Consider the following 14781-nt stretch of genomic DNA (forward strand, 5'->3'; position numbering starts at 1 on the left):
AGCTATGTCAGCGGACCACCGATCGACCAGACGTGGCCGAACGGATCGGTGACCTGGCCGTAGCGCTGACCCCAGAACTGGTTGTCGAGCGGGAAGCGCACGCTGGCGCCAGCCGCGAGCGCCTTTTCCCAGGCGGCGTCGGCATCGGGCACGTCCAGGTGCAGCGTGACGCCGCTTGGCGGCGGTGCGGCGTTGCCGCCCATCATCTCGGGGAAATCGTCGTTCAGCAGCAGCGCGCCGCCGTTGATCCTGAGGTGCGCGTGCATCAGCCGCTCGCCCTTCTCCTCGGGATGGCGGCCGAGCTCCTCGGCGCCGAACGCGCGGACGTAGAAGTCGATAGCCTCCTTGGCGCGGCCATCGCGGATGGTGAGATGCGGCGTGACGCCGGTCAGCGGCGCTTGTGCTTCGGCCATGGAACCTCTCCCCGAGTCGGGCAGACGCAATTCTAGCCGATCAGAAGATGCCGAGGAACTTCTTGCGCTGCGTGCGGCGCTCTTGTGTCGTGCTCTTGCCGCTTTCCGACTTGGCAGTGGTGCCCTGGCCGACGTCGTCGCGCGGCTTGCCCTTGGTGGTGCGTTGCGCCTGCGCGCTGGCGCCGGCGAGCACCGGGCCGCAGTCGGCGGCCTTGGCGTCGCCGATGTCGACGAAGGCGATCACCGCCGCGAGTGGACTCGCGGCCAGACCCAGCCCAAGACCGGCTCCCGAGCGGGCGAGCAGCTCGGGCGTGATCGGATCGATTGACGGCCGGGCGAAATAGCCGCCGACCGCGACCGGCGACTGACCGGAGAACAGGCTGAATTTCTTGGCATCGGCGCGGACGGCCAGGTCGATACTCTCGTTCCTGAAGCTGAAGCCGCCGCGGCCGAGCACGACGTTCTTGCGCGTGTCGATCAGGATCGGATCGGCGGCGGCGACGCCGTTGCGGACGGTGAAGCCGATCAGGCCGCAGTTGATCTGCACGGGTTCCTTAAGCTTCTTCTCGAACATCTTCTGGACGAAGGTTCCGATGTCGAGCTCGCTGAGCTGGACGTTGCGCGTCCACAGCGTGCCCTTCGGCATGATGACGGCGATGCGGCCGTTGGCGGTGGCGAGGCTGTCGCGCACCGAATTGCCGGTGCCGGTCATCTTGATCCGCGCCTTGAGCGTGCCGGTAGTGCCCGATTCCTCGACGCCGAAGCCGGCGAGCAATGTGCCCATCGGCGTCGGCGACAGGCGGATGTCATAGTCGGTGAACACCGGCTGGCGCCGCGCGTCGACGATGATGTCGGAGCTGACGGTGCCGCGCGCCAGCGCGAAGTTGAGCGGGCTGAGCATCAGCAGCGAATTGTCGAGATCGAGCCCGAGCGTGATGTCGGAGACCGGGAAGCTCTTCGCGCGGACCGTCTTCACCCGATAGTCGACCTTGGCGTCGAAGTTGCGGAGCGCCTCGATCCTGAGCGGCGCGTCTGGCAGCAGACGCGGACGGCCCTGCACCGTCTCGACGGTGGCGGCGGCGCCGCGGGCGGCGACGGCGTTGGGGTTGTAGCCGATGAAGGGCGCGATATCGACGATGTCGAGCACGCGCGTCGCAAGGTCCGCGGTAAGCAGCAGCCGCGGCTCGCCGAGCCGGATCGTCATGCGGCCGGCGAGATCGCTGTCGCCGAACCGGCCCTTGAGCCCGGTGAAGCGCCACTCGTCATCGCGCTTGGTCACAGCCGAGGTCAGGCGATAGGTGCGCGTGTCGGGCACGGCGATGCCGGCGAGCGCGAAGATGTCGGCGAGATTCTGCCCGCGCACGTTCATGTGGAGGTTGGCGCCCTCGATCTCGGTCGCGCCGGGCAGGGTGCCGGTGACGTCAGCCTCGGTCCGCACGCCCGAGGCGTGGAGCTCCAGCCGGTTCTGCCCGCCGGTGATGGTGGCGTTGGGGGAGAGCAGCGCGCCCGACAGCGTGAAGGGCGTGCCGCGCGCGGTGCCGTCGCCCGCGAAGCGGATCGCGCTGGCGAAGCGGGTATCGCGCGCCTCGACCGTGCGGAAGCCGATGTCGGCAGCAAGCCGCATCCGGGGATTGCGGTAGCGGAGCCGCGTGCCGGACAGCACCGCACGGCGGATCAGCGGCAGTTCGAGCGGCTCGCCCTTCTGCTCGCTGAAGGTCCAGGTGTTGCGACGGCCCGCCGCATCCCATTCGAGGTCGACATGGCCCTCGTCCAGCGCGAGGACGTTGATCCTTCGCTTGCCGAAGATCAGCGAGGGCGTGCTGATCCGCGCCTCGATCCGCCGGGCGTTGAAGAAATGCCGCGTACCGGCCCAGCCGGGATTGGCGATCGTCATCCGTTCGGCGACGAACTTGAGCGCGAAGGGATCGAAATAGAGCTGGAAATCGCCGCCGACCTTCACCTCGCGGTGGATCGCGCCGCCGACGATGCGCTCGAAGGGCGCGCGAAGGAAGCGGCCCTTGGTGACGTAGAGGACGGTCCAGGCGAGCAGGGCGAGGCCGAGCAGCGTCGTAGCGACCGCGATCGCGCTGGCGAGCGGGGTGCCGAGCGTACGGACCGGCCGGGCCTGCGCTGAGGGCTCGGGAGGAGTTGCGGCATCGGCCACCGCGATCGGCGCATCCCGGTCTGCCATGGCGGTGGAAATCCTCAGGCGCCGGCAAGGGTTCCCTTGCCTTTCCCGACGCTTGCCGTTATGCGCCCGCGCTTCCGCGATTTTATGGACGAATCGCCCGGCCAGTGTGGGCTGCCGAGGCGGTTCTTGAAGTCGCCGATGATAAGGAGACGAAAATGCCCAAGCTCAAGACCAAGAGCGGTGTGAAGAAGCGCTTCAAGTTCACCGCTACCGGCAAGGTCAAGCACGGTGTCGCCGGCAAGCGCCACCGCCTGATCAGCCACAACGCCAAGTACATCCGCCAGAACCGCGGCACCAGCGTGCTCGCCGACGCCGACGTGGCTCACGTCAAGGCGTGGGCGCCGTACGGTCTCAAGTAAGGGAGGTCTGAACCATGGCTCGAGTGAAGCGTGGCACGACCACCAAGGCCAAGCACAAGCGCATTCTGGATCAGGCGAAGGGCTATTACGGCCGTCGCAAGAACACGATCCGCATCGCCCGCCAGGCGGTGGAGAAGGCCGGCCAGTACGCCTATCGCGATCGCAAGGTGAAGAAGCGCTCGTTCCGCGCGCTGTGGATCCAGCGCATCAACGCGGGCGTGCGCGCCGAGGGGCTCAGCTATTCGCAGTTCATGCACGGGCTGAAGCTCGCCGGCATCGAGCTCGACCGCAAGGTGCTGGCCGACATCGCGATGCACGAGGGCGAGGCCTTTACCGCCATCGTCGCGCAGGCGAAGGCGGCGCTGCCCCAGGCCGCCTGAGCCGGGCACGCGCGCAAGGGACATGGGGCGTCGGTGGCAACACCGGCGCCCTTTGTTTTGCTCACCACCAACCGACGGACATACATGCTCACGCTGATCCCCGCCGATGAAGCCGTCTTCGCCTGGCTGCTGGGCGATGCACCCGCTCCAGCCGATGCGCCTCCCATCTGTGAAGGCGGGCTGGCCCCGCCCGAGGTCGTGGCGGTCGTGGCCAGGATGGCGGCCCGGGTCCGCCCGTCCTATGACACGCCCTCGGCGTGGATGATGGTCGCGGACGGCGAGGCGGTGGGCCTCATCAGCTACAAGGCGGCGCCGGACGCCGCCGGCTGTGTCGACATCGGCTACGGCACCGCGCCGGCGCGGGAGGGGCGCGGCCATGCCAGCGCGGCGGTGGCGGCGCTCGTCGACTTGTCGCGGGCAAATGGCATCGCCGGCTTGACCGCGGAGACGAGCATCGACAACCGGGCATCGCAGCGCGTGCTCGAGCGCAACGGATTCGTACGCACCGGCGAGCGCGACGATCCCGAGGACGGCGCGATGATCTGTTGGTCGCTGACGGTGGCGCAAGGGGAGACGAAATGAGTACCGACCTGGACCGGCTCCGCGCGGACCTGCTGGCGTCGATCGACGCCGCGAGCGGCCTCGACGCCCTCGATGCGGTGCGCGTGCATGCGCTCGGCAAGTCCGGCGCGGTGACCGGGCTGCTCAAGACGCTGGGCGGCATGACCCCCGAGCAGCGTCAGGTCGAAGGTCCGCGCATCCACGCCCTGCGCGAGGCGGTGACGGACGCGATTGCCGCGCGCAAGGACGTGCTGGAGCGCGCGGCGCTCGACGCGCGGCTGGCGAGCGAGACGCTCGACATGACGCTGCCGGTCGACCTGCCGGCGCCGGGCAGTGTCCATCCGGTGAGCCAGGTGATGGACGAGCTCGCCGAGATCTTCGCCGACTTGGGCTTCGCGGTCGCCACCGGCCCGGAGATCGAGGACGACTGGCATAATTTCACCGCGCTCAACATCCCGGAGACGCATCCGGCGCGGGCGATGCACGACACCTTCTACATCGCCGGCGAGCACGAGCGGCCGATGGTGCTGCGCACGCACACCTCGCCCGTGCAGATCCGCGCGATGACCAGCCAGAAGCCGCCGATCCGCATCATCGCGCCGGGGCGCACCTACCGCTCGGATTCGGACGCGACGCACACGCCGATGTTCCACCAGGTCGAGGGACTGGTGATCGACAAGGGCATCACGCTCGGCCACCTCAAATGGACGCTGGAGACCTTTCTCAAGGCCTATTTCGAGCGCGACGACATCGTGCTGCGCCTGAGGCCCAGCTACTTCCCCTTCACCGAGCCCTCGGCGGAGGTCGACGTCGGCTACACCGTCCAGAACGGCAAGCGCGTGATCGGCGGATCGGATGGCTGGATGGAGGTGCTGGGCAGCGGCATGGTCCATCCCAGGGTGATCGCCGCCTGCGGGCTCGATCCCGCCGAATGGCAGGGCTTCGCCTTCGGCTGCGGCATCGACCGGCTGGCGATGCTGAAATACGGCATGGATGACCTCCGCGCTTTCTTCGACGGCGATATCCGCTGGCTCAGGCATTACGGATTCTCGGCGCTGGACGTGCCCACGCTGTCGGCAGGAGTGGGGGCATGAAGTTCACGCTTGGCTGGCTCAAGGAACATCTGGAGACGACCGCCACCGCCGACGAGGTGGCGGAAACGCTGACGCGCATCGGTCTGGAGGTCGAGGGCGTTGAGAACCCGGGCGCCAAGCTTGCGGACTTCCGCGTGGCGCGCGTGCTGACGGCGGAGAAGCATCCGCAGGCGGACAAGCTGCAGGTGCTGACCGTGGATGCGGGAGAGGGTCCGCTGCAGGTGGTATGCGGCGCCCCCAACGCGCGCGCGGGACTGGTCGGTGTGTTCGGGATGCCGGGCGCGGTGGTGCCGGCCAACGGCATGGTGCTGAAGGTCGCCGAGATCCGCGGCGTCATCTCCAACGGCATGATGTGCTCGACGCGCGAGCTGGAGCTCGGCGACGATCACGACGGCATCATCGAGCTGCCCGCGGACGCGCCCGTCGGCACGCCCTTCCCCGACTATGCGGGGCTGACCGATCCGGTGTTCGACATCAGCGTCACCCCCAACCGCCAGGACTGCATGGGCGTGCGCGGCATCGCGCGCGATCTCGCCGCGGCGGGGCTGGGGACGCTGAAGCCGCTCAAGGTGGAGCCGGTCGCGGGCGAAGGCCCGGGCCCGAACATCACCATCGAGGACCCGGCCGGCTGCCCGGCCTTCTACGGCCAGGACGTCTCCGGCGTCACCAACGGCGAGGCGCCCGAGTGGATGCGGCGCCGCCTGACCGCGATCGGGCAGCGGCCGATCTCGGCGCTGGTCGACATCACCAACTATGTGATGATCGATCTCGGCCGCCCCCTGCACGTCTACGACAAGGCCAAGCTCAAGGGCGACCTCCGCGCCCGCAAGGCCAAGCCGGGCGAGGAGGTGCTGGCGCTCAACGGCCGGACCTATGCGCTCGACGAGACGATGACGGTGATCGCGGACGCCGAGACGGTCCACGACATCGGCGGCATCATGGGCGGCGAGCATTCGGGGGTGTCCGAGACCACCACCGACGTCACCATCGAATGCGCCTATTTCGATCCCGAGAGCATCGCCCGCACCGGGCAGAAGCTCGCCCTCACCAGCGATGCGCGCCAGCGTTTCGAGCGCGGAGTCGACCCTGCGTTCCTCGACGACGGACTCGCGATTGCGACCCGTCTCGTGCTCGACATCTGCGGCGGCAAGGCGAGCGGCGTCACCCGCGCCGGCCAGCCGCCGGTCGAGCCAAAAGTGGTGGTTTATGAGCCTGCGCTAGCCGAAACGCTGGGGGGCCTCGCAATACCCCATGATCGCCAGCTCGCGATCCTCGAGAGCCTTGGTTTCAAAGTCGCGTTCGATTGGCACGTCATCGTTCCGACCTGGCGCCGCGACATCGACGGCGCTGCCGACCTGGTCGAGGAGGTGATCCGCATCGAAGGCATCGACAAGGTCCCCTCGACCCCGCTGCCGCGCGTCCCCGGCGTCGCCCGCCCGACCGCCACGCCGGCGCAGAAGCTGGAGCGCAAGCTGCGCCGCAGCGCCGCCGCGCGCGGACTCGCCGAGGCGGTGACGTGGAGCTTCATCTCGGAAGCCGAGGCCGCGCCGTTCGGCGAGGCGCCATGGATCGTCGCCAATCCGATCAGCGAGGACATGAAGGTGATGCGTCCGTCGCTGCTGCCGGGCCTGCTCGCCGCCGCCGAGCGCAACCTCAAGCGCGGCGCGACGTCGGTACGCCTGTTCGAGATCGGGCGGCGCTATCTCGCCGACGCCGAGCGGCCGACCCTGGGCGTGGTGCTGGCCGGCGAGCGCCGCCCGCGCGGCTGGGCGGCGGGCAAGGCGCAGGGCTTCGACGCGTTCGACGCCAAGGCCGAGGCGCTGGCGCTGCTCGACGCCGCCGGCGCGCCGGTCGCCAACCTCCAGGTGATGGGCGAAGCAGGCGCGACCTGGCACCCTGGTCAGTCGGGCACGCTGCGGCTCGGGCCGAAGACGGTGCTCGCCGCGTTCGGGATGCTGCATCCGTCGACGCTCAAGGCGTTCGACCTCGACGGCGACGTCGCCGCGGTCGAGCTCTATCTCGACGCATTGCCGGCGAAGCGCGGATCGGGGTTCATGCGCCCGGCCTATACGCCGCCGGCGCTCCAGGCGGTGACGCGCGACTTCGCCTTCCTGGTGCCGGAGAGCCTCGCGGCGGGCGATCTCGTCCGTGCCATCCGCGGCGCCGACAAGGAGCGGATCGTCGAAGCGCGGCTGTTCGACCGCTTCGTCAAGGACGGGCAGGTGAGCCTCGCCGTCGAGGTGACGCTGCAGCCGATCGAGAAGAGCTTCACCGATGCCGACCTCAAGGCGACCGCTGACAAGGTGATCGCCGCGGCGGCCAAGCTGGGAGCAAGCCTGCGTGGCTGAGACCGTCACCATCGCGACCGAGCTGTTCGAGGCGGAGATCGCCTTCGCCGGTGCCGAGCTCATCGGACTTCGCCAGCATGGCGGACAGGAGCTGATGCACTCGGGCGATCCGGCCTGGTGGTCCGGACGCGCGCCGCTGCTGTTCCCGAACGTCGGTGCGTTGAACGACGACGTCTACCGGCTGGACGGCCGTGAGTTCGCGATGCCGAAGCACGGCTTCGCGCGTCGCAGCCGCTTCGATCTGGTCGAAAGCAGCGCCAGTGCCGCCCACTTCCGCCTGACCGACAGCGCCGAGACGCGGGCGATCTACCCCTTCGCCTTCGCGCTCGACATGGCATTCGTCGGCGAGGGCGCGACGCTGACGATGACCGCGACCGTCCGCAACCGCGGCGAGGTCGACATGCCGGCGAGCTTCGGTTTCCATCCCGCCTTCCGCTGGCCGCTGCCCGGCGCGAGCGGGCGGACCGGCCATCGGCTGGTCTTCGAGCGGCCGGAGCCGGCGCCGCTGTGCAAGCTCACGCCCGGCGGCCTGATGACTGCCGACGCGCGCCCGAGCCCGGTCGTCGGCGACACGCTGGAGCTGAACGACGAGCTGTTCACCGCCGACGCGCTGATCTGGGATCATCCGGCGAGCGGTCGCCTGCGCTATGAAGGCGATGGCCCGGTCGCGCTCGACATCGGCTTCCCCGATGCCGAGTGGCTGGGCGTCTGGACCAAGCCCGGCGCGCCGTTCGTCTGCGTGGAGCCGTGGTGGGGGCATGCCGATCCGGCGGGCTATGAGGGCGAGATCTGGGACAAGCCCGGCATCATCCGCTTCGCCCCAAGCGAAAGCCGTGAGTTCGCGATGCAGGTGACGCTGACGCGCTGACGCTTGCGCGACGCGCAATTGACGCTGCAGTGCAGCATCTCCAGTTGAACGAGGATGTCCGCGACACCTGGTATCACTCGCAAGCCGGCCCCGGTCGGCCTGGTCCATCTCGCGCTGGCGGTCGGCGGGTTCGCGATCGGCACGACCGAGTTCGCGACGATGAGCCTGCTGCCGTTCTTCGCGCAGGATCTCCGCATCGATCCGACCACTGCCGGCCATGTGATCAGCGCCTATGCGCTCGGCGTGGTCGTCGGCGCACCGGCGATCGCGGTGCTCGGCGCGAAGCTGCCGCGGCGGACCCTGCTGGTCGTGCTGATGACGTTGTTCGCGCTCGGCAACGCGCTGTCGGGGATCGCGGGGAGCTACCAGGCGATGCTGGTATTCCGCTTCCTCGCCGGGCTGCCGCACGGCGCCTATTTCGGCATCGCGTCGCTGGTCGCGGCGGGGCTGGTGCCGCAGGCCATGCGGACCCGGGCGGTCGCGCGCGTGCTGCTGGGGCTCACGGTCGCGACGATCGTCGGCGTGCCGCTCGCCAATTGGCTCGGACAGGCGGTGGGCTGGAGATGGGTGTTCGCGCTCGTCGCTGCGCTGGCGCTGCTGACCGCGCTGCTCGTGCTGCTGTTCGCGCCCGCCGACCGCGCCGATCCCGATGCGAGCCCGCTGCGTGAGCTGAGCGCGCTGGCTCGGCCGCAGGTGTGGCTGACGCTCGGCACCGGTGCGATCGGGTTCGGCGGACTGTTCGCGGTCTACACCTATCTCGCCGATACGATGCTGGCGGTGACGCATGTGCCGGAGAGCGCCATTCCGATCGCGCTCGCCGCTTTCGGCTTCGGCATGACCGCCGGCAACCTGATCGCGCCGCGTTTCGCCGATCGCGCATTGATGCCGACCGCGGCGGCGATCCTGCTGTGGTCGGCCGCGGCGCTGGCGGCCTGGCCGTTCGCCGCCGGGCAGTTCTGGTCGGTGTGCCTCGGCACCTTCGCGATCGGCCTGGGCGGGGCGCTGGGCACGGTGCTACAGACGCGGCTGATGGACGTCGCCGGCAACGCGCAGGGGCTGGCGGCGGCGCTCAACCATTCGGCGTTCAACGTCGCCAACGCGCTCGGGCCGTGGCTCGGCGGGCTTGCGATCGCGGCGGGACTGGGCTGGACCTCGACCGGCTGGGTCGGCGCAGCGCTGGCGCTGGGCGGCCTCGCCATGCTGGGCGTATCGGTGCTGGCCGAGCGCGGCGCCGCCAGACCAGTCGTCGCCTGCTGACGCGAATCTCGCATCGCGGCGCCAAAGCCGCTAGGGGGCCGCGATGACCTCTCCCCGCCGTACCTTCGCGATCATCTCCCACCCCGACGCCGGCAAGACCACCTTGACCGAGAAGCTGCTGCTGAAGGGCGGCGCGATCCACTTGGCCGGCGAGGTCAAGGCGCGCGGCCAGGCGCGGCGCGCGCGCTCCGACTGGATGAAGATCGAGCAGCAGCGCGGCATCTCGGTCACCTCGTCGGTGATGACGTTCGAGAAGGACGGCATCACCTTCAACCTGCTCGACACGCCGGGCCACGAGGATTTCAGCGAGGACACCTACCGCACGCTGACCGCGGTCGATTCCGCGGTGATGGTGATCGACGCCGCGCGCGGCATCGAGAGCCAGACGCGCAAGCTGTTCGAGGTGTGCCGGCTGCGCTCGGTGCCGATCATCACCTTCGTCAACAAGGTCGACCGCGAGGGCCGTCCGCCGTTCGAGCTGCTCGACGAGATCGCCGACGTGCTGGCATTGGACGTCGCGCCGATGACTTGGCCAGTGGGTATGGGCGGCACCTTCGAGGGCGTCTACGATCCCGTCGCCGACCGCATCGCCCGCCCCGAGGGCGACAGCCGCGAGTTCCTCGGCAAGGTCGAAGTGGCGCCGACCCTGCCCGAGGCGGTGCGGGAGGAGATCGAGCTGGCGCAGGCCGGCTATGCCGCGTTCGACGGCGATGCCTATCGCCACGGTGATCTGACGCCAGTCTATTTCGGCTCGGCGCTCAAGGAATTCGGGGTCGAGGAGCTGATCGCCGCGCTCGCCGAGCACGCCCCGCCGCCGCGCCCGCAGCCGGCCGAGCCGGCGCCGGTCGCGCCCGACCGCGACGACGTCACCGGCTTCGTGTTCAAGGTCCAGGCCAACATGGACCCGCAGCACCGCGACCGCATCGCCTTCATGCGGCTGTGCTCGGGCACCTTCAAGCGCGGCATGAAGCTGGTGCCGACCGGCCACGGCAAGCCGATCGCGATCCACTCGCCGATCCTGTTCTTCGCCCAGCAGCGCGAACTGGCGGACGAGGCCTTTCCGGGCGACATCATCGGCATTCCCAACCACGGCACGCTGCGCGTCGGCGACACGCTCAGCGAGAAGGCGGACGTGCGCTTCACCGGCCTTCCCAACTTCGCGCCGGAGATCCTGCGCCGCGTCGCGCTCAAGGACCCGACCAAGACCAAGCAGCTGCGCAAGGCGCTCGACGACCTGTCGGAGGAGGGAGTGATCCAGGTCTTCTATCCCGAGATCGGCTCCAACTGGATCATCGGCGTGGTCGGACAGCTCCAGCTCGACGTGCTGCTGTCGCGGCTGGAGGCCGAGTATAAAGTCGCGGCGGCGCTCGAGCCCTCGCCCTACGACACCGCGCGCTGGATTTCGGCGGAGAATCCGACCGACCTCAAGGAGTTCGCGGACCTCAATAAAGGCGCGATGGCGAGGGACCGCGACGGCAACCCGGTCTTCCTCGCCAAATCGGCGTGGGAGGTAGGATATGTCTCCGACCGTTATCCGAAGGTGCGGTTCGCGGGGACGCGGGAACGTTAGGCCGCTGCCGCCTCCTCCACCCAGTCCTTCTTGAGGAACCGTGCGGCGACGAACGCCAGCACCGCCGCGATCAGATAGAAGCCACTCACCGCCACCGCCGAGTAGCGTAGCGCCTCGTCGCCGAAGATCGGCTTCATCGCGTCGCTCATCGCGCCGATCACGAAGGCGCCGGCGCCGAGCCCGATCAGGTTGTTGATCAGCAGGAAGCTCGCCGAGGCGGTCGCGCGCATGTGCGGCGGCACCAGGTGCTGGACCGCGGTGACGATCGGCCCCAGCCACAGGATGTTGAGCGCGTTGGGGATCAGGAACAACAGCCACGCCAGCACCGGCGACGACGACCAGAAGCCGATCGCGAACATCGGCGCGGTGATCGCCCAGGCGACCGCCGGCAGCCGGGCATAGGCGCCGCGGTCGGCCTGCCCGAGCTTGTCGGCGAGCACGCCGCCGAGGAACACGCCGGTCGCGCCGCCGAGCAGCAGCAACGACCCGAAATAATAGGAGCGGGTGGCGAGATCGAAGTGGAAGCTACGCTCGAGGAACGACGGCACCCAGAAGGCGAGGCCATAGCCTGCCAGGCTCGACATCGCCGCGCCGAAGGCCATCAGCCAGAAGCTCGGCTTGGCGGCGATGATCGGGAACACCTGCCACACCGACGGCTGCGGCCCGGTCGCGGCGACACGCGGCGGCTCCTTCACCACCAGCCGGAAGATCGGTGCGATCAGCAGGCCGGCGACGCCGACAGTGTAGAAGGCAACCCGCCAGTTGACGTGCGCGGCGATATAGGCGCCGAGCAGCACGCCCGCGGCGAGCCCCACCGGAATGCCGAGCGAATAGATCGCCATCGCGCGCGCGCGCCGCTCCGGCGGAAAATAGGCGGAGATCATCGCATAGCTGGGCGCGACGCCGCCCGCCTCGCCGACGCCGACGCCCAGGCGATAGAGGAACATCTGGGTGAAACCGGTCGCCGTGCCGCACAGCGCGGTGAAGCCGCTCCATACCGCAAGGCTGATCGTGATCACCCAGCTCCGGCTGGTGCGGTCGGCGACCAGCGCGAGCGGGATCGCCAGCGTCGAATAGAGCAATGCGAAGGCGGTGCCGCCGAGCAGGCCGAGCTGGGTGTCGGTGAGGCCGAGGTCTTTCTTGATCAGCCCGACCAGGATGCCGAGGATCTGCCGGTCGAGGAAGTTGAAGATATAGACCAGCAGCAGCATGGCCAGCACCAGCCGTGCGTAGCCGGGGCTCGTCGTCCGGTCGGCCATTCCATACCCTCCCCTCAAATCTTTGATCGGCATAGGACGAGGGCCGGGCGTCCGTGTCAACGGAAACCCGGCCCTGCCCCCTGTTGACCCGCTCAGAACTTGATCGTGAAGCTGCCGAAGACCTGGCGCGGATTGCCGTAGAAGGCGGTGGCGATGCCATCCAGGCCCAGCGACGACTGGTAGTTGCCGGTCGGGCTGAGGATCGGCACGCCGGTCTCGGGATTGACGCGGATATATTGGTAGCCGCCGGTCTTGTATCGCTCATCGGTTAGGTTGCGGCCGTAGATGCCGATCGAATAGTTGCCCCAGGCATAGGTGATGCCGGCATCCCACAGCGTATAGCCCGGCTGGTCGAGGAACGGGCTCGCCGTCTCGAACTGATGGGTGAGGCTGCGGTAGGAGACGGTGGTGTTCGCGGTCACCAGCCCCGGCCCCACCGGCAGGTTGAGCGTCGCGGTGCCGGAGGCGGTCCATTTGGGGGTGTTCTGGAAATAGCGGTAATCCGCGACGTCGGTACCAGTCGGGCCGATGAACTCCTTATACTTGGCGTCGATGTAGCCGAGCGTGCCGGCCAGGCTGAACGACGATCCCCCGCCCGCGAAGCCGCGCGCCAGCACGGCGTTGCCCTCGAACTCGACGCCCTTGATCGTCGCGCGCGCCGCATTGGTGGTGATGCCGCAGAAGCTGGGCGTGGTGCCGATGAAGCAGCCGACCGAGCCCGGCACCTGCACGTCGCTGTACTTGGAATAGAAGCCGTCGAGCGCCCAGGTCAGCCGCCGGTCGAACGCTGCGCCTTTCCAGCCGATCTCGTAGCTCTTCACCGTCTCCGGATCGAAAGAGAGATAATCGTAGATTTCCTGATAGGTGGGGGCGGGCTGCGTCGGAGGCTTGGGGGCCGAGGTTCCCGATCCGCGCGGGTCGAAGCCGCCGCCCTTGAAGCCTTCCGAATAGGAGGCGTAGAGCATGTGATCCTCGGTCGGCTTGAAGCTGAACGAGGCGCGCGGGGTGAAGCGCGTGAACCGGGCGCGCCCACGGAAATCGGTCGCGACGGCGAGAACCGTGGGCGAGCCGCCGAAGAACCGGCTCGGACCGTTCAGCAGATTGGCCTTGTAGATGTGGCTCTGGCGCTCGTCCCAGGTGTAGCGGCCGCCGAGCGACAGGCTGATCTGCGGCGTGAAGTCATAGGTGAAATCGGCATAGACCGAGGAGGTCTCGGTCGCGACCTCGCCCGCGGTGAAGCCGTCGAGGCCCGGCAGGTTCGACACCGCGCCCGTGGTGAACAGCAGCACGTCGAACCGCGTCTCGGCCTTGGCGCCGAGATAGTAGAAGCCGACGATGCCGTTCAGCTTGTCGCTGTCGTAGAGCAGCTGGAATTCCTGGCTGGTCTGCTCGTTGCGGTAGACCGCGGGCACATCGACATCGGCCGCCGGATTCGAATCGAAGTCGATCGGCGTGTACGACCGGTCCTTGCGCCACGCGCTGATGCTGCGCAGCGTCAGCGTGTCGGTGAGCTTGGCGGTGGCGGACAGCGACAGACCGCCTGCCTCGATGTCCTGCTTCGGATTGGCGAGCCCGGCCATGGTATCATAGACGTCGTCGAGCACCGGCAGGCCGGAGACGAGGCCGGGGATCAACCGGTGGCCGTTGCGGGGGGACGACTTGTCCTTGGTATAGTCGCCGGTCAGGCGGATGAAGAGCCGCTCGTCGGGCGTCTCGAACTCGATGGTGCCGCGGCCGGCCCAGATGTCCTTGTCGTAGTTGTCGATGCCGAGGTTGCGGTTGCGGCCGAAGCCGTCGCGGGTCAGCCGCGCGACCGATCCGCCGACCTTGAACATCGATCCGATCGGCGCCGATACGCTGATGATGCCGTCGAGCTGGTCGTAGCTGCCGTAGGTGCCCTTGATCTTCACCTCGAGATCGTCGGGCAGGCGCCGCGTCACGTACTTGACCGCGCCGCCGATGGTGTTGCGGCCATAGAGCGTGCCCTGCGGTCCGCGCAGCACCTCGATCCGCTCGACGTCGTAGATGTCGAGCACCGCCGCCTGCGGGCGGTTCAGATAGACGTCGTCGAGGTAGATGCCGACGCCCGATTCGAACCCCGGCACAGGATCCTGCTGGCCGACGCCGCGGATGAAGGCCGATAGCGTCGAATTGGTGCCGCGCGCCACCTTGAGCGTGGTGTTGGGGACGGTGTTCTGGAGGTCGGTGATGTCGATCGCGCCCGATTTGGCGAGCTTGTCGGCAGTGAAGGCGGTGACCGCGACCGGCACGTCGAGCAACGATTCCTCGCGGCGGCGGGCGGTGACGACGATGTCCGCGTCGCTGGCGGGTTCGGCGGCCTGCTCGTCCGCGACCGAAGGCGCTTCCTGCGCCCACGCCGGTGCGGCGGCGAGCGCGGCGAGGCTCGTGCCGAACAGGACAAGCGTGCGGACGGACGGCGTGCGGATCATGCGAAACCCCTCCCTGGAGGCACCCCGTTCG

12 protein-coding genes are annotated in these 14781 nt (G+C 68.7%); 8 read left to right on the plus strand and 4 right to left on the minus strand.

Annotated elements, in window-relative coordinates; translation table 11 throughout:
* Positions 1–2: 2 nt before the first annotated feature.
* Complete coding sequence (locus LZK98_RS02845; protein WP_233784843.1) at positions 3–413, minus strand: VOC family protein; 411 nt, start codon at positions 411–413, stop codon at positions 3–5.
* Between the two features lie 40 nt (positions 414–453).
* Positions 454–2604, minus strand: a complete 2151-nt coding sequence (locus LZK98_RS02850) for an AsmA family protein (protein ID WP_233784844.1) — start codon at positions 2602–2604, stop codon at positions 454–456.
* Between the two features lie 155 nt (positions 2605–2759).
* Between LZK98_RS02850 and rpmI the strand changes: the two genes are divergently transcribed.
* The 8 genes from rpmI to LZK98_RS02890 all read left to right on the plus strand — a co-directional run bounded on the left by rpmI (position 2760) and on the right by LZK98_RS02890 (position 11041).
* Entirely contained in the window at positions 2760–2963 is a 204-nt protein-coding gene (gene rpmI / locus LZK98_RS02855) for a 50S ribosomal protein L35 (protein ID WP_097062249.1), read from the plus strand.
* A gap of 14 nt (positions 2964–2977) precedes the next feature.
* Positions 2978–3343: a 50S ribosomal protein L20 gene (gene rplT / locus LZK98_RS02860; RefSeq protein WP_233784845.1), complete on the plus strand. Its 366-nt coding sequence runs from the start codon at positions 2978–2980 to the stop codon at positions 3341–3343.
* Between the two features lie 84 nt (positions 3344–3427).
* Positions 3428–3925: a GNAT family N-acetyltransferase gene (locus LZK98_RS02865; RefSeq protein ID WP_233784846.1), complete on the plus strand. Its 498-nt coding sequence runs from the start codon at positions 3428–3430 to the stop codon at positions 3923–3925.
* Positions 3922–4998 carry a phenylalanine--tRNA ligase subunit alpha gene (gene pheS, locus LZK98_RS02870; RefSeq protein ID WP_233784847.1) on the plus strand — a complete coding sequence of 359 codons (1077 nt, stop codon included), beginning with the start codon at positions 3922–3924 and terminating at the stop codon, positions 4996–4998. The genes LZK98_RS02865 and pheS overlap by 4 nt, the downstream gene beginning before the upstream one ends.
* Positions 4995–7346 (plus strand): phenylalanine--tRNA ligase subunit beta, encoded by a 2352-nt coding sequence (gene pheT, locus LZK98_RS02875; protein ID WP_233784848.1) that lies wholly within the window; start codon positions 4995–4997, stop codon positions 7344–7346. Before pheS ends, pheT begins: the two co-directional genes overlap by 4 nt.
* Positions 7339–8214, plus strand: a complete 876-nt coding sequence (locus LZK98_RS02880) for an aldose 1-epimerase family protein (RefSeq protein ID WP_233784849.1) — start codon at positions 7339–7341, stop codon at positions 8212–8214. Before pheT ends, LZK98_RS02880 begins: the two co-directional genes overlap by 8 nt.
* 54 nt (positions 8215–8268) lie before the next feature.
* Positions 8269–9471 carry an MFS transporter gene (locus LZK98_RS02885; RefSeq protein WP_233784850.1) on the plus strand — a complete coding sequence of 401 codons (1203 nt, stop codon included), beginning with the start codon at positions 8269–8271 and terminating at the stop codon, positions 9469–9471.
* A 43-nt stretch (positions 9472–9514) separates the two neighbouring features.
* Positions 9515–11041, plus strand: coding sequence for a peptide chain release factor 3 (locus LZK98_RS02890; protein ID WP_233784851.1), 1527 nt, complete (start codon positions 9515–9517; stop codon positions 11039–11041).
* On the opposite strand, the gene LZK98_RS02895 is transcribed toward LZK98_RS02890, so the two are convergent.
* Positions 11038–12300: a spinster family MFS transporter gene (locus LZK98_RS02895; RefSeq protein WP_233784852.1), complete on the minus strand. Its 1263-nt coding sequence runs from the start codon at positions 12298–12300 to the stop codon at positions 11038–11040. The two genes, LZK98_RS02890 and LZK98_RS02895, sit on opposite strands and share 4 nt — an antisense overlap.
* A 92-nt stretch (positions 12301–12392) precedes the next feature.
* Positions 12393–14750 carry a TonB-dependent receptor gene (locus tag LZK98_RS02900; RefSeq protein ID WP_233784853.1) on the minus strand — a complete coding sequence of 786 codons (2358 nt, stop codon included), beginning with the start codon at positions 14748–14750 and terminating at the stop codon, positions 12393–12395.
* Between the last annotated feature and the right edge of the window lie 31 nt (positions 14751–14781).

This window comes from Sphingomonas cannabina (genome assembly GCF_021391395.1).
GTDB classification, from domain to species: Bacteria; Pseudomonadota; Alphaproteobacteria; order Sphingomonadales; family Sphingomonadaceae; genus Sphingomonas; species Sphingomonas cannabina.

Coding starts and splice junctions, on each gene's coding strand:
- LZK98_RS02845 (WP_233784843.1), bottom strand. CDS start 413: ATGGCCGAAGCACAAGCGCCGCTGACCGGCGTCACGCCGCATCTCACC.
- LZK98_RS02850 (WP_233784844.1), bottom strand. CDS start 2,604: ATGGCAGACCGGGATGCGCCGATCGCGGTGGCCGATGCCGCAACTCCT.
- rpmI (WP_097062249.1), top strand. CDS start 2,760: ATGCCCAAGCTCAAGACCAAGAGCGGTGTGAAGAAGCGCTTCAAGTTC.
- rplT (WP_233784845.1), top strand. CDS start 2,978: ATGGCTCGAGTGAAGCGTGGCACGACCACCAAGGCCAAGCACAAGCGC.
- LZK98_RS02865 (WP_233784846.1), top strand. CDS start 3,428: ATGCTCACGCTGATCCCCGCCGATGAAGCCGTCTTCGCCTGGCTGCTG.
- pheS (WP_233784847.1), top strand. CDS start 3,922: ATGAGTACCGACCTGGACCGGCTCCGCGCGGACCTGCTGGCGTCGATC.
- pheT (WP_233784848.1), top strand. CDS start 4,995: ATGAAGTTCACGCTTGGCTGGCTCAAGGAACATCTGGAGACGACCGCC.
- LZK98_RS02885 (WP_233784850.1), top strand. CDS start 8,269: ATGTCCGCGACACCTGGTATCACTCGCAAGCCGGCCCCGGTCGGCCTG.
- LZK98_RS02890 (WP_233784851.1), top strand. CDS start 9,515: ATGACCTCTCCCCGCCGTACCTTCGCGATCATCTCCCACCCCGACGCC.
- LZK98_RS02895 (WP_233784852.1), bottom strand. CDS start 12,300: ATGGCCGACCGGACGACGAGCCCCGGCTACGCACGGCTGGTGCTGGCC.
- LZK98_RS02900 (WP_233784853.1), bottom strand. CDS start 14,750: ATGATCCGCACGCCGTCCGTCCGCACGCTTGTCCTGTTCGGCACGAGC.